The 16,344-nt window shown below is 65.1% G+C and carries 17 protein-coding genes and 1 pseudogene; 9 read left to right on the top strand and 9 right to left on the bottom strand.

Annotated features, from left to right (window positions below):
* Positions 1–214 precede the first annotated feature (214 nt).
* The gene (locus ACTOQ3_RS34150) at positions 215–1,105 is read right to left on the bottom strand and encodes a hypothetical protein (RefSeq protein WP_440087608.1); all 891 of its coding nucleotides are present in this window, start codon (positions 1,103–1,105) and stop codon (positions 215–217) included.
* A 917-nt stretch (positions 1,106–2,022) separates the two neighbouring features.
* Here ACTOQ3_RS34150 and ACTOQ3_RS34145 point away from each other — a divergent pair.
* A complete protein-coding gene (locus ACTOQ3_RS34145) occupies positions 2,023–2,388 on the top strand; it encodes a hypothetical protein (RefSeq protein ID WP_440087607.1) in 366 nt (121 codons plus the stop codon).
* 10 nt (positions 2,389–2,398) lie between these two features.
* On the opposite strand, the gene ACTOQ3_RS34140 is transcribed toward ACTOQ3_RS34145, so the two are convergent.
* Both ACTOQ3_RS34140 and ACTOQ3_RS34135 read right to left on the bottom strand, forming a co-directional pair.
* Positions 2,399–2,719, bottom strand: a complete 321-nt coding sequence (locus tag ACTOQ3_RS34140) for a transposase (protein WP_440087606.1) — start codon at positions 2,717–2,719, stop codon at positions 2,399–2,401.
* Positions 2,720–2,771: 52 nt separating this feature from the next.
* Positions 2,772–2,894, bottom strand: a pseudogene (locus ACTOQ3_RS34135) (IS3 family transposase); the annotation flags it as partial.
* Positions 2,895–3,330: 436 nt separating this feature from the next.
* Between ACTOQ3_RS34135 and ACTOQ3_RS34130 the strand changes: the two are divergent.
* Entirely contained in the window at positions 3,331–4,122 is a 792-nt protein-coding gene (locus ACTOQ3_RS34130; protein ID WP_440087605.1) for a type I restriction enzyme HsdR N-terminal domain-containing protein, read from the top strand.
* 343 nt (positions 4,123–4,465) lie between these two features.
* Here ACTOQ3_RS34130 and ACTOQ3_RS34125 read toward each other — a convergent pair whose 3' ends face one another.
* Entirely contained in the window at positions 4,466–5,431 is a 966-nt protein-coding gene (locus ACTOQ3_RS34125; protein WP_440087604.1) for a GIY-YIG nuclease family protein, read from the bottom strand.
* A 960-nt stretch (positions 5,432–6,391) separates the two neighbouring features.
* Between ACTOQ3_RS34125 and ACTOQ3_RS34120 the strand changes: the two genes are divergently transcribed.
* The 4 genes from ACTOQ3_RS34120 to ACTOQ3_RS34105 all read left to right on the top strand — a co-directional run bounded on the left by ACTOQ3_RS34120 (position 6,392) and on the right by ACTOQ3_RS34105 (position 9,738).
* Entirely contained in the window at positions 6,392–7,540 is a 1,149-nt protein-coding gene (locus ACTOQ3_RS34120; RefSeq protein WP_440087700.1) for an IS701 family transposase, read from the top strand.
* Between the two features lie 444 nt (positions 7,541–7,984).
* On the top strand, positions 7,985–8,194 hold the full coding sequence (locus ACTOQ3_RS34115) for a hypothetical protein (protein WP_440087603.1): 210 nt from the start codon (positions 7,985–7,987) through the stop codon (positions 8,192–8,194).
* 60 nt (positions 8,195–8,254) lie between these two features.
* A complete protein-coding gene (locus tag ACTOQ3_RS34110) occupies positions 8,255–9,286 on the top strand; it encodes a DUF4041 domain-containing protein (protein WP_440087602.1) in 1,032 nt (343 codons plus the stop codon).
* Between the two features lie 245 nt (positions 9,287–9,531).
* Positions 9,532–9,738 (top strand): NUDIX domain-containing protein, encoded by a 207-nt coding sequence (locus ACTOQ3_RS34105; RefSeq protein WP_440087699.1) that lies wholly within the window; start codon positions 9,532–9,534, stop codon positions 9,736–9,738.
* Between the two features lie 77 nt (positions 9,739–9,815).
* Here the strand turns inward: ACTOQ3_RS34105 and ACTOQ3_RS34100 are convergent, their stop codons facing one another.
* The 3 genes from ACTOQ3_RS34100 to ACTOQ3_RS34090 all read right to left on the bottom strand — a co-directional run bounded on the left by ACTOQ3_RS34100 (position 9,816) and on the right by ACTOQ3_RS34090 (position 12,983).
* Entirely contained in the window at positions 9,816–10,802 is a 987-nt protein-coding gene (locus ACTOQ3_RS34100; RefSeq protein WP_440087601.1) for a zinc-dependent alcohol dehydrogenase family protein, read from the bottom strand.
* Positions 10,803–10,883: 81 nt separating this feature from the next.
* Complete coding sequence (locus ACTOQ3_RS34095) at positions 10,884–11,480, bottom strand: TetR/AcrR family transcriptional regulator (protein WP_440087600.1); 597 nt, start codon at positions 11,478–11,480, stop codon at positions 10,884–10,886.
* Positions 11,481–12,023: 543 nt separating this feature from the next.
* Positions 12,024–12,983: a hypothetical protein gene (locus tag ACTOQ3_RS34090; protein WP_440087599.1), complete on the bottom strand. Its 960-nt coding sequence runs from the start codon at positions 12,981–12,983 to the stop codon at positions 12,024–12,026.
* A gap of 153 nt (positions 12,984–13,136) precedes the next feature.
* Between ACTOQ3_RS34090 and ACTOQ3_RS34085 the strand changes: the two genes are divergently transcribed.
* Positions 13,137–13,370, top strand: coding sequence for a hypothetical protein (locus ACTOQ3_RS34085; RefSeq protein WP_440087598.1), 234 nt, complete (start codon positions 13,137–13,139; stop codon positions 13,368–13,370).
* Positions 13,361–13,558 (top strand): MmyB family transcriptional regulator, encoded by a 198-nt coding sequence (locus tag ACTOQ3_RS34080; RefSeq protein WP_440087597.1) that lies wholly within the window; start codon positions 13,361–13,363, stop codon positions 13,556–13,558. Before ACTOQ3_RS34085 ends, ACTOQ3_RS34080 begins: the two co-directional genes overlap by 10 nt.
* A 148-nt stretch (positions 13,559–13,706) precedes the next feature.
* On the opposite strand, the gene ACTOQ3_RS34075 is transcribed toward ACTOQ3_RS34080, so the two are convergent.
* Positions 13,707–14,141 (bottom strand): lamin tail domain-containing protein, encoded by a 435-nt coding sequence (locus ACTOQ3_RS34075; RefSeq protein WP_440087596.1) that lies wholly within the window; start codon positions 14,139–14,141, stop codon positions 13,707–13,709.
* A 351-nt stretch (positions 14,142–14,492) separates the two neighbouring features.
* Positions 14,493–15,692 carry an MFS transporter gene (locus tag ACTOQ3_RS34070; protein WP_440087595.1) on the bottom strand — a complete coding sequence of 400 codons (1,200 nt, stop codon included), beginning with the start codon at positions 15,690–15,692 and terminating at the stop codon, positions 14,493–14,495.
* A gap of 37 nt (positions 15,693–15,729) precedes the next feature.
* On the opposite strand from ACTOQ3_RS34070, the gene ACTOQ3_RS34065 reads away from it, so the two are divergent.
* A complete protein-coding gene (locus tag ACTOQ3_RS34065; protein WP_440087594.1) occupies positions 15,730–16,026 on the top strand; it encodes a hypothetical protein in 297 nt (98 codons plus the stop codon).
* Positions 16,027–16,344 lie beyond the last annotated feature (318 nt).

Genomic DNA, 16,344 nt, shown 5'->3' with positions numbered 1-16,344 from the left:
GATCACGTTCGGGAGAAGGACGCCCTGTCAGGTCGACCCAGCCAGTGGCAGGAGCTGGCGAACAGGCTCAACGCGATCGCATCTACCTGATGGCGCGAATCTTACCAACACCCCAGGTTCGGCAGATTGACGTGCTTGTGAAGGTCGCGAATCAACCTGCAGTAGGCGATTAGGCTCAAGGGGGCAGCATCTCCGGGGCCGTTCGCCAGCGGGATCAGCGAGCTCGAAACTCCACGCGAACGCCGGGCCCCTCTTCTAATAGATAGACCGGATCACGACGCCGTTTCCAGCCGTCCGGGAGCAGGAAATATCGCTTATGGGAATACAGTAGCAGCAACATGCCCGTGTAGCGATACCGAAAACGTCCGCCCGTCGGAAGCAGGGAATACGTGACGCCTGGGCCGGTCAGATCCAGCGACTTGTCACTGAACACGTCCACGCGGGTCCGCAAGTCGCGACGCGTCTCCAATGCCGTCTGCCATCCAAGCTTCGGCGCGTACGAGGCAACTGCCCAGAACGCCATGAGGAAGAGGAAGGCGATCAGGATCGCCCGCCCTGTCGTAGCGCCGCTTCGCGCCCAAACCCACGAAGGCATCGCGCAGCCAACCAGTATCACCCCGACTGCCAGCAAAATCGGAAGAAACTGGACGTTTTTGGTGTAATTAGTCACATAAAGAAAATAGCCGGTGCAGAACGCGAGGAGCCCGACAGTAATAGCGCAAATCCTAATGGCCTTAATAATCACCTCGCGCCCCGCCAGAAATGGGGCCAGGATCGCACTGTGCACGAAAAGCGCGATCAATGCGATCACGCCTGTGGTGATCAGCACCTTAAAGGTCAATCTGACGCTGCGTAGAACATATTCCGTGGCGGAAATTTCGGCGAGATCTCCGGTTATGCCGAAGTATCCCAGGGTCGCCTTCGTGCGGACCCATCCGAAATAGAAGAGAAGCGCGGCCAGTACGGTGCTCTGCGCCGCAACTGTGCCGAGGTAGCGAAACGCGATACTGAAACCGATTCGGGAGTCCGGAACATTACCTGACCTACCGGAGCTGTCCTCGGCTTCCCCTGCTGCATCGACCGTATCTCGCTTCGAATCGGACATGCTTCGGGCCTTTCGGTTCTCGCCACGCATCCTTCGCCGTCACTGAATAATGCTGTTCCCGGCCAGGCGGAGCCGCCAGATCATGAATTCTCCAGCCCCGGCGGCGCAGGCGAGTGGGGCTTCTCTGGATCCGGATTCGACGGCTCAGGCTCCTTTGGATCCGGATTCGTCGGCTCGGGCTCCTCTGGATCCGGATTCCTCGGCGGATCCGGATTCTGCGGCGCGGGCTCCTCTAGGTCCGGATTACCAGGACGGTGGTCCAAATCGCTGTCCTCACCGTTCCCGCAGGCGCCAACAGCGAAAACGCCGATCGCGACAACGAGAAGAATTCGAAACAGCACACCAGGAAGCCCAGTCAGAAAACTGTAGAGCGACCTGCCTGTCTTCCTTCCCGCCCTAGGTGCGAATCGCTGACAAAGAGCGCCATCAGGCATCCAGAGGGATGACGCGCATGCCTTCCGGCACCGAAAACCGCCGAAGCGGTGACTGGCCGTCCGCGACAAGCCCCGATCGAACTCCGTCATGGGCCTTCCTCCGCTGCCGACCACCGACTTGGATCACGTTAGATCGTAGTCGCACGGACGGGATTTGCGGCGCGCTGGTGTTTCAATTTATTGTTTGCGGAAATCAAAATCCTGTTTAAGTGACATCGGGCATCCGCCGGCGTCGATGTACACCGTTCCGTTCCTCCCAACGAGGCGGAACACCGCCAGGCGCCCGCGAAAGACCGCTGGCTGAAAAGCGGACGGTCATGCTGCCGGAATCTTTCCAGCACCGAGTCCGCAACACCAGCCTGACTCTTGAACCAGTTGTAAGGCCCAACCTTTGGACGGGAAAGCTAAGTAGGTGTTTGAGGGGTGATCGAAGACTTCAGCGGCTCCAGGGCGGCCAGTGAGTGGTGCTGACATCCTTGCCTGATGCTCCTGCCTACGGCCTACACACGGACCCAGCGACTTGAATGCGTCCGGATCGAGGACTCCTCCAACTCGCACCGTTGGACCAGCGTTCCCGGAACGATCGTCGGCACTTGGCGCGACTCGGACGCCATCGAGCTTCTCGACCTGGTCGCCAGCTTGCCGGCAGGCGAGAGGATGCGCTGTTTCCGACCCGGCTACGGGATCCGAGCCCACGACGCGGATCACCTTCTGTTCGAGATCGCCTTCTGCTTCGAATGCAACAACGCGCTGTTTTTCTCACCCCCCAGCGGCCAGCGCGATCTCGTCGGGTTCAAGGCAGACAGCCGACCCGCGCAAGAGCTACTGAGTCGGCTCCGCGCCTTCTGAGGACGGAGGGTCATCGGCCTGAGCGGAGCTGTTCGAGTGGCCGTGGTCCGGGCCGCTGAGCGGGACACCCCCGGATGATCCGCCGTAGCAGCGTACCGATCGCCGCCCACCTGATCATCGCCTCGCTGATCGGTGGCCGACGCTCGTAGTCACGCACCAGTCGCCGATGCATCATCAACCACGCTAGCGCCCGCTCGACCACCCACCGCTTGGCATGCACCCGAAAACCCCGCTGGTCGGCGGGCTTGGCAACGATGTGCACGACGATGCCCAGCACCTCGCGCGCCCAGACCACCAGCCGCCCGGCAAAGCCCTGATCAGCGAACACCACCCGGCAGGAACCGCTTAAACACGGGGGTTTCCCCTGAATGTGGACACCGATCTCAGGCGGCAGCCTTCAGGTTATCTGCCGTCTTCTCGTAGTCGATCGGGCTCATTTGGTCGAGACGGGAGTGCCGTCTGACCGTGTTGTAGCGGGTGATCCAGCGAAACACCGCCAGGCGGGCGGTGCGTCCTCAAGCGGCACCTGTCAGACGTCGTCTATCGCACCATGATCACCGACGTTGAAGCCCGACTCGCCACCCCGCCACAAGCTGCCGATGCAGCCGCTTGACATAGGAGCGTCAGAAGGTCGTATGGGTTAGAGAGGACTTAGCTCATTAAAGTCGGCGTTGCCGATTGAATCCTCAGCGATCGCTACTAGGTAGGACCAAATATGCTTTTTCGACGCTCCGTAATCTCGGACTAGCGTAGACGGGGCGCGCGCGTTAGGTATGAATTATGCATAAATGTCTATTTTAGGTGTCTTGAGAAGTTGTTCATGTTTAGGGGTTTCCTGTGTAGCGGAATGAGTCGTTTGTGTATCGATTGAAAATTACAGGATGAGTTGATCTATCTTGGATGAATAACCTGCTTGTCCCTACTAGATCCGCAGGTGAGCGCATGAGTGAGCAGTCGGCACAGGTGATCGTCGGAGAAGAGCAGGTCTCCAACCCCCCCGGTACCGCGAAAAAGACCGACAGCTCCGGCGGCAAGAAGCCTCCCGCTGCGCGGGCAGTTCCCAAATGGGAGACCGACGCACGAGACCGAGTCCGAACGGCCGTGCGCCGCTACTCCAAGCCGCTGGCCGATCTGGTGGCCCGTGATGCCAACGAAGGAGACACGCGGCTTCTGATCACAGACTTCCTGTGCGAAGGGCTGGGCTACGACAAGTACGAGGACCTCACCACTGAGTACCAGGTCAAGGGTGAGTTCGCTGATTATGGCATCCGCATCGACAAGCAGTTGGTCGCCTTCATCGAGGTGAAGCGGTGCAGCCAGAAGCTCAACACCAAGCACCTGCGCCAAGTACAGATGTACGCCGTCAACGAGGGCGTCGAGTGGATGATCCTGTCCAACGGACAAGTCTGGCAGGCATACCACATGACCGCTGGCCTTCCCGTGGTCATCGATCTTGCCCTTGAGGTCGACCTTCTTGGAGACGCCAGCTTGGCAACCAAGGTTGATGGGCTCTTCTACCTGACCAAGGAGTCGTTCAAGCGCCGGTTGATGGATGACCTGTGGAGGGCCCGCGCCGCGACGTCGCCGAAGTCCTTGGCGCAGGTGCTTCTGTCGGAAGTGGTGGTCGATGCGGTGCGCAAGGAGCTTCGACGCCAGACGAGCTACAACGCCGACTCCGCTGAGGTTCACCGCGCTTTGCGTGACGAGGTGCTGCGAGCGGAGATCTTGTCCTAACCGCAGGCGCCTCGAATGAGCGTCCCGAATGGCTTGGCCGGTTTGGGACGCTCCATCGTCTGTCGGCTGTTCAGGTGACAGCAGCGCTGACAGCAACGTCCCCGTACATGGACTCACCTCGGCGACCGTCCACCACCCTCTGACTACGGCCTCCGCTACCTGACCAGGGTGATTGGTCCGCCTGAAAAACGGGCGGAGGTATTGCCGTGCTACCTCATCGCGGGCTTTAATGGCTCTCCCAATCGGAGCCTACGTGGCATTGGATGAGGTGCCGTATGTGAACGGCGCCTATGAATCTGGCAGTACCGGAAGCCGGGGCAGCGGCCTCCGGTACTCGTGCCATCTACCTGCTCCGTTTGAGAACGTTGAACGCGAGGATCTCTATGAACGCCTCTACCCGTTCCACATTGATGTCGTCCAGTGACGCCGTCTCCGTATAACCGCGGTGCTGCATCTCGCCCCGTTCGAACGCATAGGGGATACCGAGCCGGCGAAACCAGGCCAGAACTTCACGCTCGATCTCACGGGCGTCCTGTGTGACGTCCGCTTCCCATCGGCCGACTACCTGCCACCCCAGTGAGGTGTGCTGCCGTAGCCGCTCATTGATGTTAGCGATGCCGACCTTCAACGCGCGATGCCCATTGTGGACTACCAGGTAGAGGTAGCCCGATTTGGTTAGATCAATCCCGCGTACGGCGCATTTGGTGCATCCGCCGCTTCCCGCACGAATGTTGTGCAGCATGGGCATGACAGTCGAACCACATCCCATACAGCGGGCCTTCCAGGGCCTCATGCTGCCAGGGTAATCGACCAAGGCTTCGAGTCCCGCATCATGCATCATTGCCGTAGCCTCGGCCTCAGTGAACCGAAGTGCGGTGGCGATGTTTTTTGAGCGACATTTCCAGCACTGATGGCCGCGAGCCTTCACGTGCGAGTAGGTCGGACGTCCCAGGTGGCCAGTTCGCATGCAGCGCGAGAGCCATGGGTCCTGAGATCCGGGGTAGTCTACGAGCGGCTCCAGGTCGGCTTGGAGCATCACATATCGAGCGGACTCAGGCGTCACGACCACGCCTAGGCAGTTCTTGCAGCCGCCTCGATCCTTCTGAACGTGCGACAGCTTCTTTGGAAAGACGTTGCCACATTGGAGGCAGCGGCTCTTCCACGGAATGCCCGCGCCGGGGTAGTCCTCCAATGGCTCCCAGTTCCAGGCGCGCATCACCTCGACGGCTTCGGCAGCATCTCTCCTTAGTCCCTCCGCGATGCGCCGCGAGCGGCAAACACCGCGGCAAACACCGCTGCCCTTGTTCACGACATCGTTGTAGCGAGGGGAGCTTTCTCCACCACAGCGCAAGCAGCGGCAGAGCCATGGCAACTGGGTGCCAGGGAACGGGACCAGAGGCTGTGCTCCTCTCCCCAACATCCGTGCGATTGCATCAGCTTCGGACACTCTGCGAGGCAACTGGGTCCTCCTTTCTGCGTCATGGAGTTAAGCCATTGGCTGGCGGCTAGGGGACAGTTCCAGCAACTGATGAGATCCTCTTCCATGGATTCATGGAATTAAAGCACTTTTTATAACTAATGAGTATCATCTAGTGGTCGTCGCGGCGAGGATCTGTCCCCTCTTGGGTCGTCTTCGGCGGTTTATCCGAGAGTGCAGCCGACGCTTGACTTTCCCTGGCGGTTCTGAGCTACGGGTGCGGAGGGGAGAGTTCGGCTCGAGCGAGTTCCAGTCGGTGAGCAGAGCCGGGGTGGTGCGGTGTCCATCCTTCGCTGATTGCTCAATGGATGCACTGCACAACGAGGGCGGGGCGAACGCTCGTCGATTCTTCGAGGAGCCAGTTGTCGGGGCGGGCGTAGGGGAGTGCGACGAGGAGGACGCTGCCCGGCTTCTCCGTAAGTTCGACGGCGAAGGTCATGTGGGTTCAGCCGTAAGTGGGCCTGTGGCGGACGCGCCAGCGGTACGCCTCATCACTTACGGCGATGAGGCGAGAATCCTTCCGGGGAAGCGTCACTGAACACCTCATGATCATGGTCTGTTCCGTGACTGTTCCGTGGGAGCATCGAAAACAACGGCAACCGATGGAAGGTGTCGGAAAGCGTATGGCCTGGTCAATGGCCAGATCCAGGGGCTATCGCAGGTCGCCCATGAATGCATCGGAGAACACCCAGATCTACGAGGGCGGGGATCAGCAAAGGTGTCGACGAAGGGCAGTTCTTAATACGACAACGACAGGTTGTGATCTGAGATCGGGTAGTGGACGATCTGAGCATGCTGGCGGAGACGGTGGCTGGGTGGTCGGCGGGGTTCACGGCGTTCGTCGGCCGGTTCGCGGGTCGGTTCCCGCGGGTGGAGGCGCGTCGGCAGATGCGCTCTTATGTGCGCGGCTTGCTGGGTGAGAGTGAGCGTAAGAACGGTTGGACCTTGGCTGAGGCGGCCGGGCAGGCAGGCCCGGAGCGGATGCAACGGCTGTTGAACTTCTACGCCTGGGACGCCGACGGGCTGCGCGATGACGTGCGTCGGAGCGTGGTGGAGGTCCTCGGGGACGCCCATGGCGGGGTGCTGGTGGTCGATGAGACCGGCTTCCTGAAGAAGGGCGTGCGCTCGGCCGGGGTGGCCCGCCAGTACTCCGGCACCGCGGGCCGGATCGACAGCTGCCAGATCGGCGTGTTCCTCGCTTATGCCTCGACGCGTGGGCGGGCGTTGATCGACCGGGAGCTGTATCTGCCCCGGGAGTGGGCTGATGACCGGCCTCGATGCAGGCAGGCTGGGATCGGTGACGAGGTCGCCTTCGCCACCAAGCCGGCGCTGGCCCGCACGATGATCGAGCGCGCGGTGGCGGCGGGCGTGCCGTTCGGCTGGGTGACCGCCGATGAGGTCTACGGCTGCGACAGCAAGTTCCGGCTGTGGCTGGAGCACGCCGGGATCGCGTATGTGGTCGCGGTGCCCAAGAGCACGATGGCGGTGTCGATGCAGCTGACCAAGGTTCGTGTGCACCGCTTGGTCGCCGAGCTCCCGGAGGCGGCCTGGCAGCGGCTCAGCTGCGGTGACGGGGTGCGCGGGCCGCGCGTGTTCGCGTGGGCGGCCGTGGAGATCCGGCCGCTGCGCGATCCGCAATATGGGTACTGGTTGCTGGCCCGCCGGTCCGTCAGTGATCCTGCTGATATCGCTTACTACCTGTGCTTCGGTCCGGCCGGGACAGGTCTGGCCGAGCTGGTACGGGTGGCCGGGAGCCGGTGGGCGATCGAGGAGTGCTTTCAGACGGCCAAGAACGAGGTTGGTCTCGATCACTACCAGGTGCGTTCGTATTGGGCCTGGTACCGGCACATCACGTTGGCGATGACCGCGGCGGCGTTCTTGGTGATCATCCGCGATGGCCTGCAAAAGGGGGGCCTGCGGCCGGTGGCGGAGCCGGTGTGATGCCGTGGACGGTCCAGGAGGTGCGGCGGCTGTTCAACCGCATCGCCGCCCCGGCCGCGCACTCGGTCGGTCATGTCCTTGCCTGGGTGGCCTGGCGCCGGTTCAGTCAAGCACGGGCTCGGGCCAGTCACCATAAGCGAAGACGCTTATAACTACCTGTCGTTGTCGTATTAACGAGTCGGTCAGATTGTCAGCTCCTGCCTGCTCGTGGTGAGCATCCCTGTGAATCGTTGAGGTTGTTGTAAACCAGTGAGCCGAGGCAGCTGTCTTCTTGTGGCATGTGTCGCGACAGGGCACGTGGTCGAGGAGGGCGTGACGATGGAGTACCGGTTCAATTCGCCTCCTGGATGGCCGGTTCCTCCTGTGGGTTGGCGGCCTCCGGAGGGGTGGCAGCCGAATCCGTCGTGGCCTCCGGCGCCGCCCGGCTGGGAGTTCTGGGTTCCTGTGCAGCTGTCGCCTCCGCCTTCTGCGCCTCCGGTTCAGTCGCAGCCCGTTCCCGTTCCCGCGGTACCGGAGCGCGGTGGGGGACTGTTCGGGGGTAAGAAGAAGCTGGAGGCGGAGAACGCCGAGTTGCGCGCGTGGGTCGAGCGGCTGGGTGGCATGGACGCCATGCGCGTCTCCGCGATGATCGAGGCGCTACATGCCGAGCACTAGGGACTGCAGACGGCCATCGCGGATGCCACGCGGCGGCTGCGCGAGGTCGAGCGGCTGATCGTGCAGACCGAGGAGACCGTGTTGTTGCAGGAGGCCGGTGTCTACGAGTACCGGCACCCGCTGAGTGACGCAGTGGCCTATAAGGAGCGATTGGCGCAGGTCAAGGCACGCATCAAGGAGTTGTCCAAGGACGGCAAGGCGGTGCTGGGCTCCACCAGCTGGCAGGTCAACGGGTCGGCGGCCGAGGGACGCCGGATGGTACGTGACTTCTCCAAGCTGATGTTGCGTGCCTACAACGCCGAGGCCGACAACTGTGTGCGCACGATGCGCCCGTACAAGCTGCAGTCGGCTGTCGACCGCTTGGAGAAGGCGGTGGAGATGATCGTCAAGCTCGGTAAGACGATGAGCATCCACGTCAGCGGTGACTATCACCGGCTGCGGGTCTACGAGTTGGAGTTGACCGCCGACTACCTGGCCAAGCAGGAGGAGGAGAAGGAGCGCACCCGTGCCCAGCGGGAGCAGCAGCGCGAGGAGGAGGCCGCGCGGCGGGAGTTCGAGCGGGAGAAAGCCAGGCTCCGCAAGGAGGAGTCCCACTACCGTTCCGCTCTGTCGAAGTTGCTGGCCAAGGGGGATGAGGCTGGGGCGGAGGAGCTCAAGGCGAAGTTGGAGGAGATCGGCGCGGCGGTCAGCGACGTCGAGGCGCGTGAGGCCAACGTCCGGGCCGGCTACGTGTATGTGATCTCCAACATTGGCGCGTTCGGCGAGGACGTCGTCAAGATCGGCATGACTCGCCGCCTGGAGCCCGAGGACCGTGTCCGGGAGCTGGGTGATGCCTCAGTGCCGTTCAAGTTCGACACGCACGCGCTGATCTTCAGTGACGACGCGGTCGGGCTTGAGGGGCGGCTGCACGCCGCGTTGAACGATCGGCGCGTCAACAAGGTCAACCTCCGCCGCGAGTTCTTCCACGCTACGCCCGCCGATGTGAGGGACCTGTTGCAGAAGATCGCGGGTCAGCACCTTCTGGAGTACCGGGACACTCCCGAGGCCCTGGAGTGGCATCAGTCGGTTCACGCCAAGGCGGTAGCAGGCTGAGCTGAATCGCGCGCCTGGTCGGCGTGCCCCGAGGGCACATTGGGGGCACATGGCGTTGGAAGGCGGCGGAGAATAATGTCAAAGAACGGCAGTGTTCCCGCAGGTCAGACGGCAGGTCGCTGATCGGCGTGCAGGTCACGAGCAGGCCGGATTAGAACCCGGCCTACAGGCCGACTCGTCCGCCCTGCCCTCCTCTGACCTGCGGTGAGCCGTGATCGGGAAAGGTCAAAGCGGTTGGGGGGCGCATCGTCCCTTCGGTCAACGTCGTCGTCGCCAACGACGCCGGGGACATCTCGATGATCTACCGTACCGACGACTGGGCCGTTCCCGGCAGCGCCCTCGACCTCGGCGAGTCTCTCCCGGCCGCGGCCGTCCGGGAGACGCTGGAGGAGACCGGCATCACGTGCGAGATCACCGGTGCCGGGTCGGACTTCCGGCCACCCCCTGGGTGATCTTCTTGTGAGAGCCCGACGCTCACGGCGCTCTTCCATGCCCCGATGACACGCTCTCAAGGAAACCGAAGCCGGGCTCACTCCTCGATGTCGATGACCATCTTGCCCCTGGCGGTGCCGCTCTCCACCGCGGCGTGTGCGTCGGGGACGGTGGCGAGGGTGAAGTGCCGGGCGTCGAGCAGGGGCTTCAACGCCCCCGAGTCGGCAAGGGAAGCCGCTTCGCGAAGGATCTCCCCGTGATGCTCTCGTCCGCGGCCGGTCAGCATCGGCAGCAGGGTGAAGACGCCGGAGTAGGTGGCGCCCCGGAACGACAGGGGCGCGAGGCTGTGGGTCCCCCAGCCCAGAGCGCTGAGAACATGGCCGGTGTAGGTGCGTACCGCGGTGAACGAGGCGTCGAGGGTCGCTCCGCCGACGGTGTCGTAGACGATGTCGAAGCCCTCGCCATCGGTGTGCCGGGCGACGTACTCGTCCACCGATGTGGTGGTGTAGTCGATCGCGGTGGCGCCGAGGCCTTCGATGCTCTTCAGGCTCTGAGGCGATCCGGTCGCGTAGACCTCGGCGCCGCGAGCGCGGGCGAGCTGGACGGCCACGTGTCCGATGCCGCCGGCACCGCCGTGGATCAGTACCTTCTGGCCCGCGCGCACCTGCGCCCGGTCCACCAGGCCTTCCCACGCGGTGATGACGACGAGCGGCAGCGCCGCGGCCTCCCGCATGCTCAGGGACCGTGGCTTGTGTGCGAGCAGCCTGGCGTCCACGGCGACGTACTCCGCGAGCGAGCCCTGGAGGTCGCCCACCCCGCCGATCAACCCGTACACCTCGTCCCCGGGGGTGAAGCCGATGACCTCCGCGCCGGTCTCCTCCACCACACCGGCCATGTCCATGCCGAGCACGGCCGGCAGGCGGCTCTTGGCGTGGCCGGCCTTCCCGGCCCGGATCTTGGTGTCCAGCGGGTTGACCCCGCTCGCCTTGACCTTCACCAGCACCTGGCCCGAGCCGGGGACAGGTTTGTCGATCTCGCTCAGGACCAGGGGGGTGTCGAACCGCTCCAGTACTACCGCGCGCATGGTGCCGCCTCGTTTCGTGTGTTGTCGATGAGCTGATGGAGTGTGATCGGGCCGGGGGTGCGGTTCAGGCCCGAAGGCATGTCATTGATCCGCGCCCGCGTGGCGGCTGGTGTGGGCGGCGACGAGCCGGACGGCCATGTCCTTCGCGTCGTCCACGACCGTGCGGTCCTGGAGGAGCCGGCCGGACGCGAGAGCGCCGTCGATGAGGAGTCCGATGTGGCGGGCGAGCGCCCGCGGGTCGTCGGCTCCGGCCTTCGAGCCGAGCTCGGTCAGCCAGCCCTGGCGGCGTCGCACGTGCTGGACGGTGATCGCTCGTGCTTCCGAGCCCAGCGGGGCTTCGACGCCGGCGCTGACGAACGGGCAGCCGAAGAAGCCGTGTCTGTCGAAGGCGTCCTGGAGCGCGTCGAAGAGTCCCACGAGCTGGTCGCCGGGCGCGTCACCGGCGCGCTCCGCGGCGGCTTGCAGCTGCGCCGTCCAGGAGTCGTCGGTCCTGCGCAGATAGGCCGCGACGAGGTCGTCCTTCGTGCGGAAGTGCACGTACAGCGTGGACTTCGCGACACCCGATTCGGCGATGACCTGATCGATGCCGACTCCTCGCAGCCCGTGGGCGTAGAACAGGTCGGCCGCCGTGGTGAGGATCTTCTCTACCGTGTTCGTCTTTCTCGTCTTCGTCACCATGATTCGCCTCCTTAATCGAACAGACTAGTACGTTCGATTAAGGAGGCGAATCCGGGGGCCTTCTCGCGGCGCTCCCGCGTCCGGTCCTTCGCCGCTGACGCCGTCCGAGCCCGCTCACGCCGCGACGCGCCGCAGCGGGGGCCGCCCTCCACCGTTCACGGGAAGAGCCGGGCGGAACCGAGGGGACGGACGCCCCACCGCCTGCCGGCCTGGTGATCCGTTTACAGGCCGGCCCGAGAAGGCGAACGTCGCATGACGCCGATAGCTGCTGGATTCGCGCCGGCGCGGCCTTTACGGCACGCACGGCCGGGGTGATGCAGGACGTCGCGTTGGTGATCGACCGGCTCACCGGATGCTCGGAGCCGTACCGGGAACGGATCTTTGCCGGCCGGACATCGACCTCCGGAGGGAGGCCGTCCGGGCTGGTGGTCATGTCGCGGCGGGTCAGCGCCTCCACCGGCTCCGGACCAGATGAGTAGGTCCCCGGAGCCGCAGTTCGTGCGGATCCCGCCGTCCGAGACCGGCCGCCGACCGCGCCGGGCCTCAGGACGGAAGGATCAGCTCGCGGGCCTCGTCGTCGGTGGGATGCCGGGCGCTGAGCACGGCGTCCCGGAGGACCTCCCGGGGTACGGCATCGGAGGACTGGACGCTGACCAGGACGCCGCCATCCTGCCGGACGTACCCCTGGAGCCCGCACGGGCATCCCCATCTCGGCTTCGGGATCCGACCGGTGAGATACCAGAGCCCGGGGCGCTCCAGGACACACCGAGGATGCTCGTCGAACCCGAAAGGCGGACGGAGGAACGTCTTCGCGCACTTCGCCGTGGCGGGCTCGCCGTACGCGGCGGTGAGCACGATGGTGTGGTCCTGCCAGACCTTGACCACTGTTTGGTCCACCGGTTCGAAGAACGCGCTCACCCCCGAGGTGTCGCGAGTGACCCGGTAACCCGGGATGTGCGCGACGTAAAGCAGGTCGCGCACCGGATCAAGACGGGCGGCGAAGGTCTCTGCCCTCGCCTTCGCCTCCTTGTCGGCACGCTGTTCCCCGACGGCGTGCACTCCGGTGACCACCAGCGCCGTGGTCACCGCGACAGAACCGAAGGCGATCCCGCGCCGGGAGAGCATTCCCGCGGCCAGCGCGAACGGCAGGCCGCCGACCAGGAGCGCCAGCGGTTGCCGACCGAGGGACAGGGACAGCTCGGAGTCGGCCCAAGCGCCGCCGAACCAGCCCACCGTCCCTGCGAGAAATACGAGCACCGACCAGGAGAGCCGGCCCGCCGCCCGACGCGACGTCAGTGCGGACCCCTGGGGAACGACCCAGGCGACCACGCACAGCGCACCCACCATGAGAACGACGGGGAGAACCAGCAGGAAGGGGGAACCGCCGAAAAGGATCATCGTGCCGGTCCGCAACAGCGACGGGCTCAGCAGGGAGCCGACCAGCCAGGCCGCGGCGATCTGGCCGAGTGGCGCTTTCCATCCGGTGCTCACCTCGCCGGCCATCCCCACGACCTTTCGGTGTTCAGGCCTGATTTGCGTATCAGCATAAGAGGCCATGGCCCGAGATGATCGCGAAGCCGCTGTCCGGGCCGCGCTCCCTGGCGTGTCCGCACACCGCTGACATCCTCGGTCAGCGGTGCAGCCACGCCGGGAGGCGTGCCCGCTCCCGGCCGCGGTCGCGGGCACCCGGATGCGGACGATGAGCTCGTCCGGGGCGAGCACGTGTTCGCGGGCCGGGTCGTCACCGGGTTCGACGTGGAGTCCGGCGAGCGGCACGCTGCGTTCCCCACGGGGTCCGACGACGTCCACCACGGCGCCGAACGCGAGGACTTCCGGACCCTGTGGGCGGCCCACGACGTCAAGAGAAATCGCACGGCAGCATGCGGATGATGCACCCGCCGGCGGGTGAGCCGACACTCCGCCACGAGACCTTCACGCTCCCCGGCGATCAGGACCAGGCACTGGAGACCTACCACGCCGAGCCCGGTTCGACGTCGGAGGAGACACTGCGCCTGCCGGCGAGCCGGGGTGCGGACGCCTCCAGGGACCGGTCGGCCGCCGCGCGGGACCGAGCCTGACCTCGGTCCTTTCACCGCACCCCACCAGGGATCACTTCGGTCTCACCGTCCTCGTCGCCGAACCCCTCGACCACGACCCGCCCACCCCCGGGGGCGGACACGACGAAGCCCCCGCTCCGAAGAACGAGGGCGTCGTCGCGCTGTACGACTACAGGCAGCTGATCCACTCGACCCGGGAGCTGTTGTACGAGCAGGAGTCGACGAGCTTGCCGGACGGGTTGTGGACGTATCCCGTGTCCGAGGTCTGGTTCCAGATGTACGCGAACGTCCCTCCGGCGCGCCCCCAGTAACGGTTCTTGGCGTCGTCCCTGCCCTTGCCCGTCCGCACGGTGACGGTCTTTCCGGCGCCGAGGGTGAACGCGCCGAACCGGTAGATGTGATCCGATCGGTTTGTTTTGTCGCGAAGCGTCCATCCGCTGAGGTTGACGGCCCTCCTGGTGGTGTTCTTGATCTGCGCCCATTCGCCGTTCAGGCTGCTGTTCGCTCCGAAGTCCGGCGACCCCGGAGAGTTGTAGTAGATCTTCACGATCTGGATCGTCGGCAGCGCGGCGGCCTGCGCCGGCGCGACGGGGACGAGCGCCACGGCTAAGGCGGCAGCGGACAGGGCCAAGGGAATGGAACGCACCATTGAATCCTCAAGCTGGAAGAAGCGGGCAGTGATGAGACGGCCGGCCCAGGCGAGCGGTTGGCCGGTAAACACCGTTTTGTTGGGGGTTCTGGCGCTCCACGAGGACAGTCCTGGTGCCACACGAGGGCAGTCCTGCGCTCCACGAGGGCAGAGGGCCAGGCCTCCGCTGGAGGCACCGTCATGTTCACGGCGTCACGCGGGTGCCGGTCCCACCAAGGTGGAACGCGAGGTGTCCCAGACGGGACAGGCGAATGGTGCGGGTGTCCGTTCTCAGCCAGGCGTTCCATCTGGAAGATCTGAAGATGATCACTGCGAATGCGGCAACCGCGTGGAGGTGACGACCGCGGCGATGGCACCCACGGAGAGTGCGGCGGCGAAGCCGATCATCGTGGGATGCAGTCCGAGGTGCTTCGAGACGACGCTGAAGGCGATCGAGGGCAGGCCCATGCCCAGGTAGGCGATGACGAAGAACACGGCCAGCACTCCCGCGCGGGACGTGGGCCGGGCGGCACCGGCACTCTGGCCGACCGATGCCTTGAACAGCAGTCCCGCACCCGCTCCCGCGATCGAGGCCGCGGTGAGGTAGAGCCACAGAGTGGGGTGGAAGAGTGCTACCGCCGTCAGCGTGAGTCCGGCGGGGAAGAGCACCACCCCGCTCACCAGCATCCGCCCGGGCGACAGGTGTCTGAGGGCGATCTGCGCGACGGCGGAGGCGGCGAAGACCGAGAACGGCGCCAGCCCGGCGACCAGGGGCGAGGAGATGCCCAGGACGTCGTGGACGACGACGGCCCCCAGCGAGGAGAAGAAGCCCATCACGGCGAACGAGAAGAAGCCGGTGCTCGCGGCCGCCGCGAATCGCCTGCCGCCACCGGGTCGCAGGGCGAAACGGGCAGGGACCTCGGAGGCGGCGCCGCGGTCGATGGTCTCGGGGCTGTGGAGCACCAGGACCACCAGCACCAGCGCCGCCGCGGCGAACAGCGCGAACGGGGTGACCAGCGGCGACGGCGCCCATTGGGCGAGCACGCCGGCGGCCAGCGGCCCGAGCGCCAGTCCTCCCAGGTTGGCCACGGCCGCGACGAGTCCGGGCGTCGCCGACCCGGGCTGTTCCGGGTGCGCCCGCTGGTAGAGATCACTGAGGTAGGCCGTCGCGGTCGAGGCCATGAGCCCCACGGCCAGTCCGGTCAGGACCCGGCCGGTGAGCAGGCCCGCGACCGAGGGCCACAGCACCAGGACCAGTGATGCCGCCACCAGGGTCAGCAACGCCGGAACGACGACGCGTCGGCGACCCAGACGGTCCGACAGATGCCCGAAGAGGAGGAAACCCGCTGCCGCACCCACGACCATCGCCGCGAAGGCGATGGTGACGACGGTGGAGCCGAAATCGTCACGCTCGGCGAACAGCGGCCACAGCGGGGTCGGAAGGGTGCCGAAGGCCATCAGCACGGTGAACGCGACCGCGACGAACCAGAAGCCCCGGGCGTGCGCGGCCCGCGTGGCACGTTCCACGACCCGTGGGCGTTCTTGGACGGCCGTGAGGGGCGTCATGGACATGGATCTCCGCTCGGGTGGACTGAACCAGGCGGCCGCCTTCGTGAACGGCCGCACCCTTGGCTCAACTGCGGAAGCCGTTCCGGACATTTCCACTTCGACGCAACTGAATCAGATCACCTCGGAGAGGGACGTCACGCTGGAGCGCCTGAGCCGGGAACCGTTCATCGAGACCGATCCGTCCTGGACCACCCGGATGCGAATCGATTCGGCATTCGCCGCCGGGCCGAACCGGCGGATCACCTGTCAGGCGGCGCGTACGCCTGTACGGAAAGCCTCTCGGACAGGCTGACAACACGATCTTCTTGTGGACGGCGTGAATGATCCGAAATTGTGGGCTCCGCCGCAGGAATCACCCCCCGGCGTCCCGCACCTGGAGGAGTGCCGGCGTCGCCGACCGTTCGAACCCCGGGCCGCACAGACACAAGGAGAACACCATGAGAACGCTCGACAAGATCCTCAGCACGGCGGCCGCAGCGACGGTGCTCGGCGGGGCGGTGCTCGCCTCCGCGGCGCCCGCCTCGGCGGCGGGCCGTAACGGCGTGTGCGAGAGCGGTGAGTTCTGCTACTACTTCAACAGCAACAACCAGGGGTCGGTCTCCGACTTCAC

Origin of the sequence: Streptosporangium sp. LJ11 (assembly GCF_051918945.1) — a bacterium.
In the GTDB taxonomy this organism is placed as follows: Bacteria; Actinomycetota; Actinomycetes; order Streptosporangiales; family Streptosporangiaceae; genus Streptosporangium.
This window is presented reverse-complemented; position numbering and strand designations above follow the sequence as displayed.

Bases quoted from the DNA above. Each gene is read 5' to 3' on its own strand.
- ACTOQ3_RS34150 (WP_440087608.1), bottom strand. From the start codon at position 1,105: ATGTCCGATTCGAAGCGAGATACGGTCGATGCAGCAGGGGAAGCCGAG.
- ACTOQ3_RS34145 (WP_440087607.1), top strand. From the start codon at position 2,023: ATGCTCCTGCCTACGGCCTACACACGGACCCAGCGACTTGAATGCGTC.
- ACTOQ3_RS34130 (WP_440087605.1), top strand. From the start codon at position 3,331: ATGAGTGAGCAGTCGGCACAGGTGATCGTCGGAGAAGAGCAGGTCTCC.
- ACTOQ3_RS34120 (WP_440087700.1), top strand. From the start codon at position 6,392: ATGCTGGCGGAGACGGTGGCTGGGTGGTCGGCGGGGTTCACGGCGTTC.
- ACTOQ3_RS34100 (WP_440087601.1), bottom strand. From the start codon at position 10,802: ATGCGCGCGGTAGTACTGGAGCGGTTCGACACCCCCCTGGTCCTGAGC.
- ACTOQ3_RS34095 (WP_440087600.1), bottom strand. From the start codon at position 11,480: ATGGTGACGAAGACGAGAAAGACGAACACGGTAGAGAAGATCCTCACC.
- ACTOQ3_RS34090 (WP_440087599.1), bottom strand. From the start codon at position 12,983: ATGGCCGGCGAGGTGAGCACCGGATGGAAAGCGCCACTCGGCCAGATC.
- ACTOQ3_RS34080 (WP_440087597.1), top strand. From the start codon at position 13,361: ATGCGGATGATGCACCCGCCGGCGGGTGAGCCGACACTCCGCCACGAG.
- ACTOQ3_RS34065 (WP_440087594.1), top strand. From the start codon at position 15,730: ATGGACATGGATCTCCGCTCGGGTGGACTGAACCAGGCGGCCGCCTTC.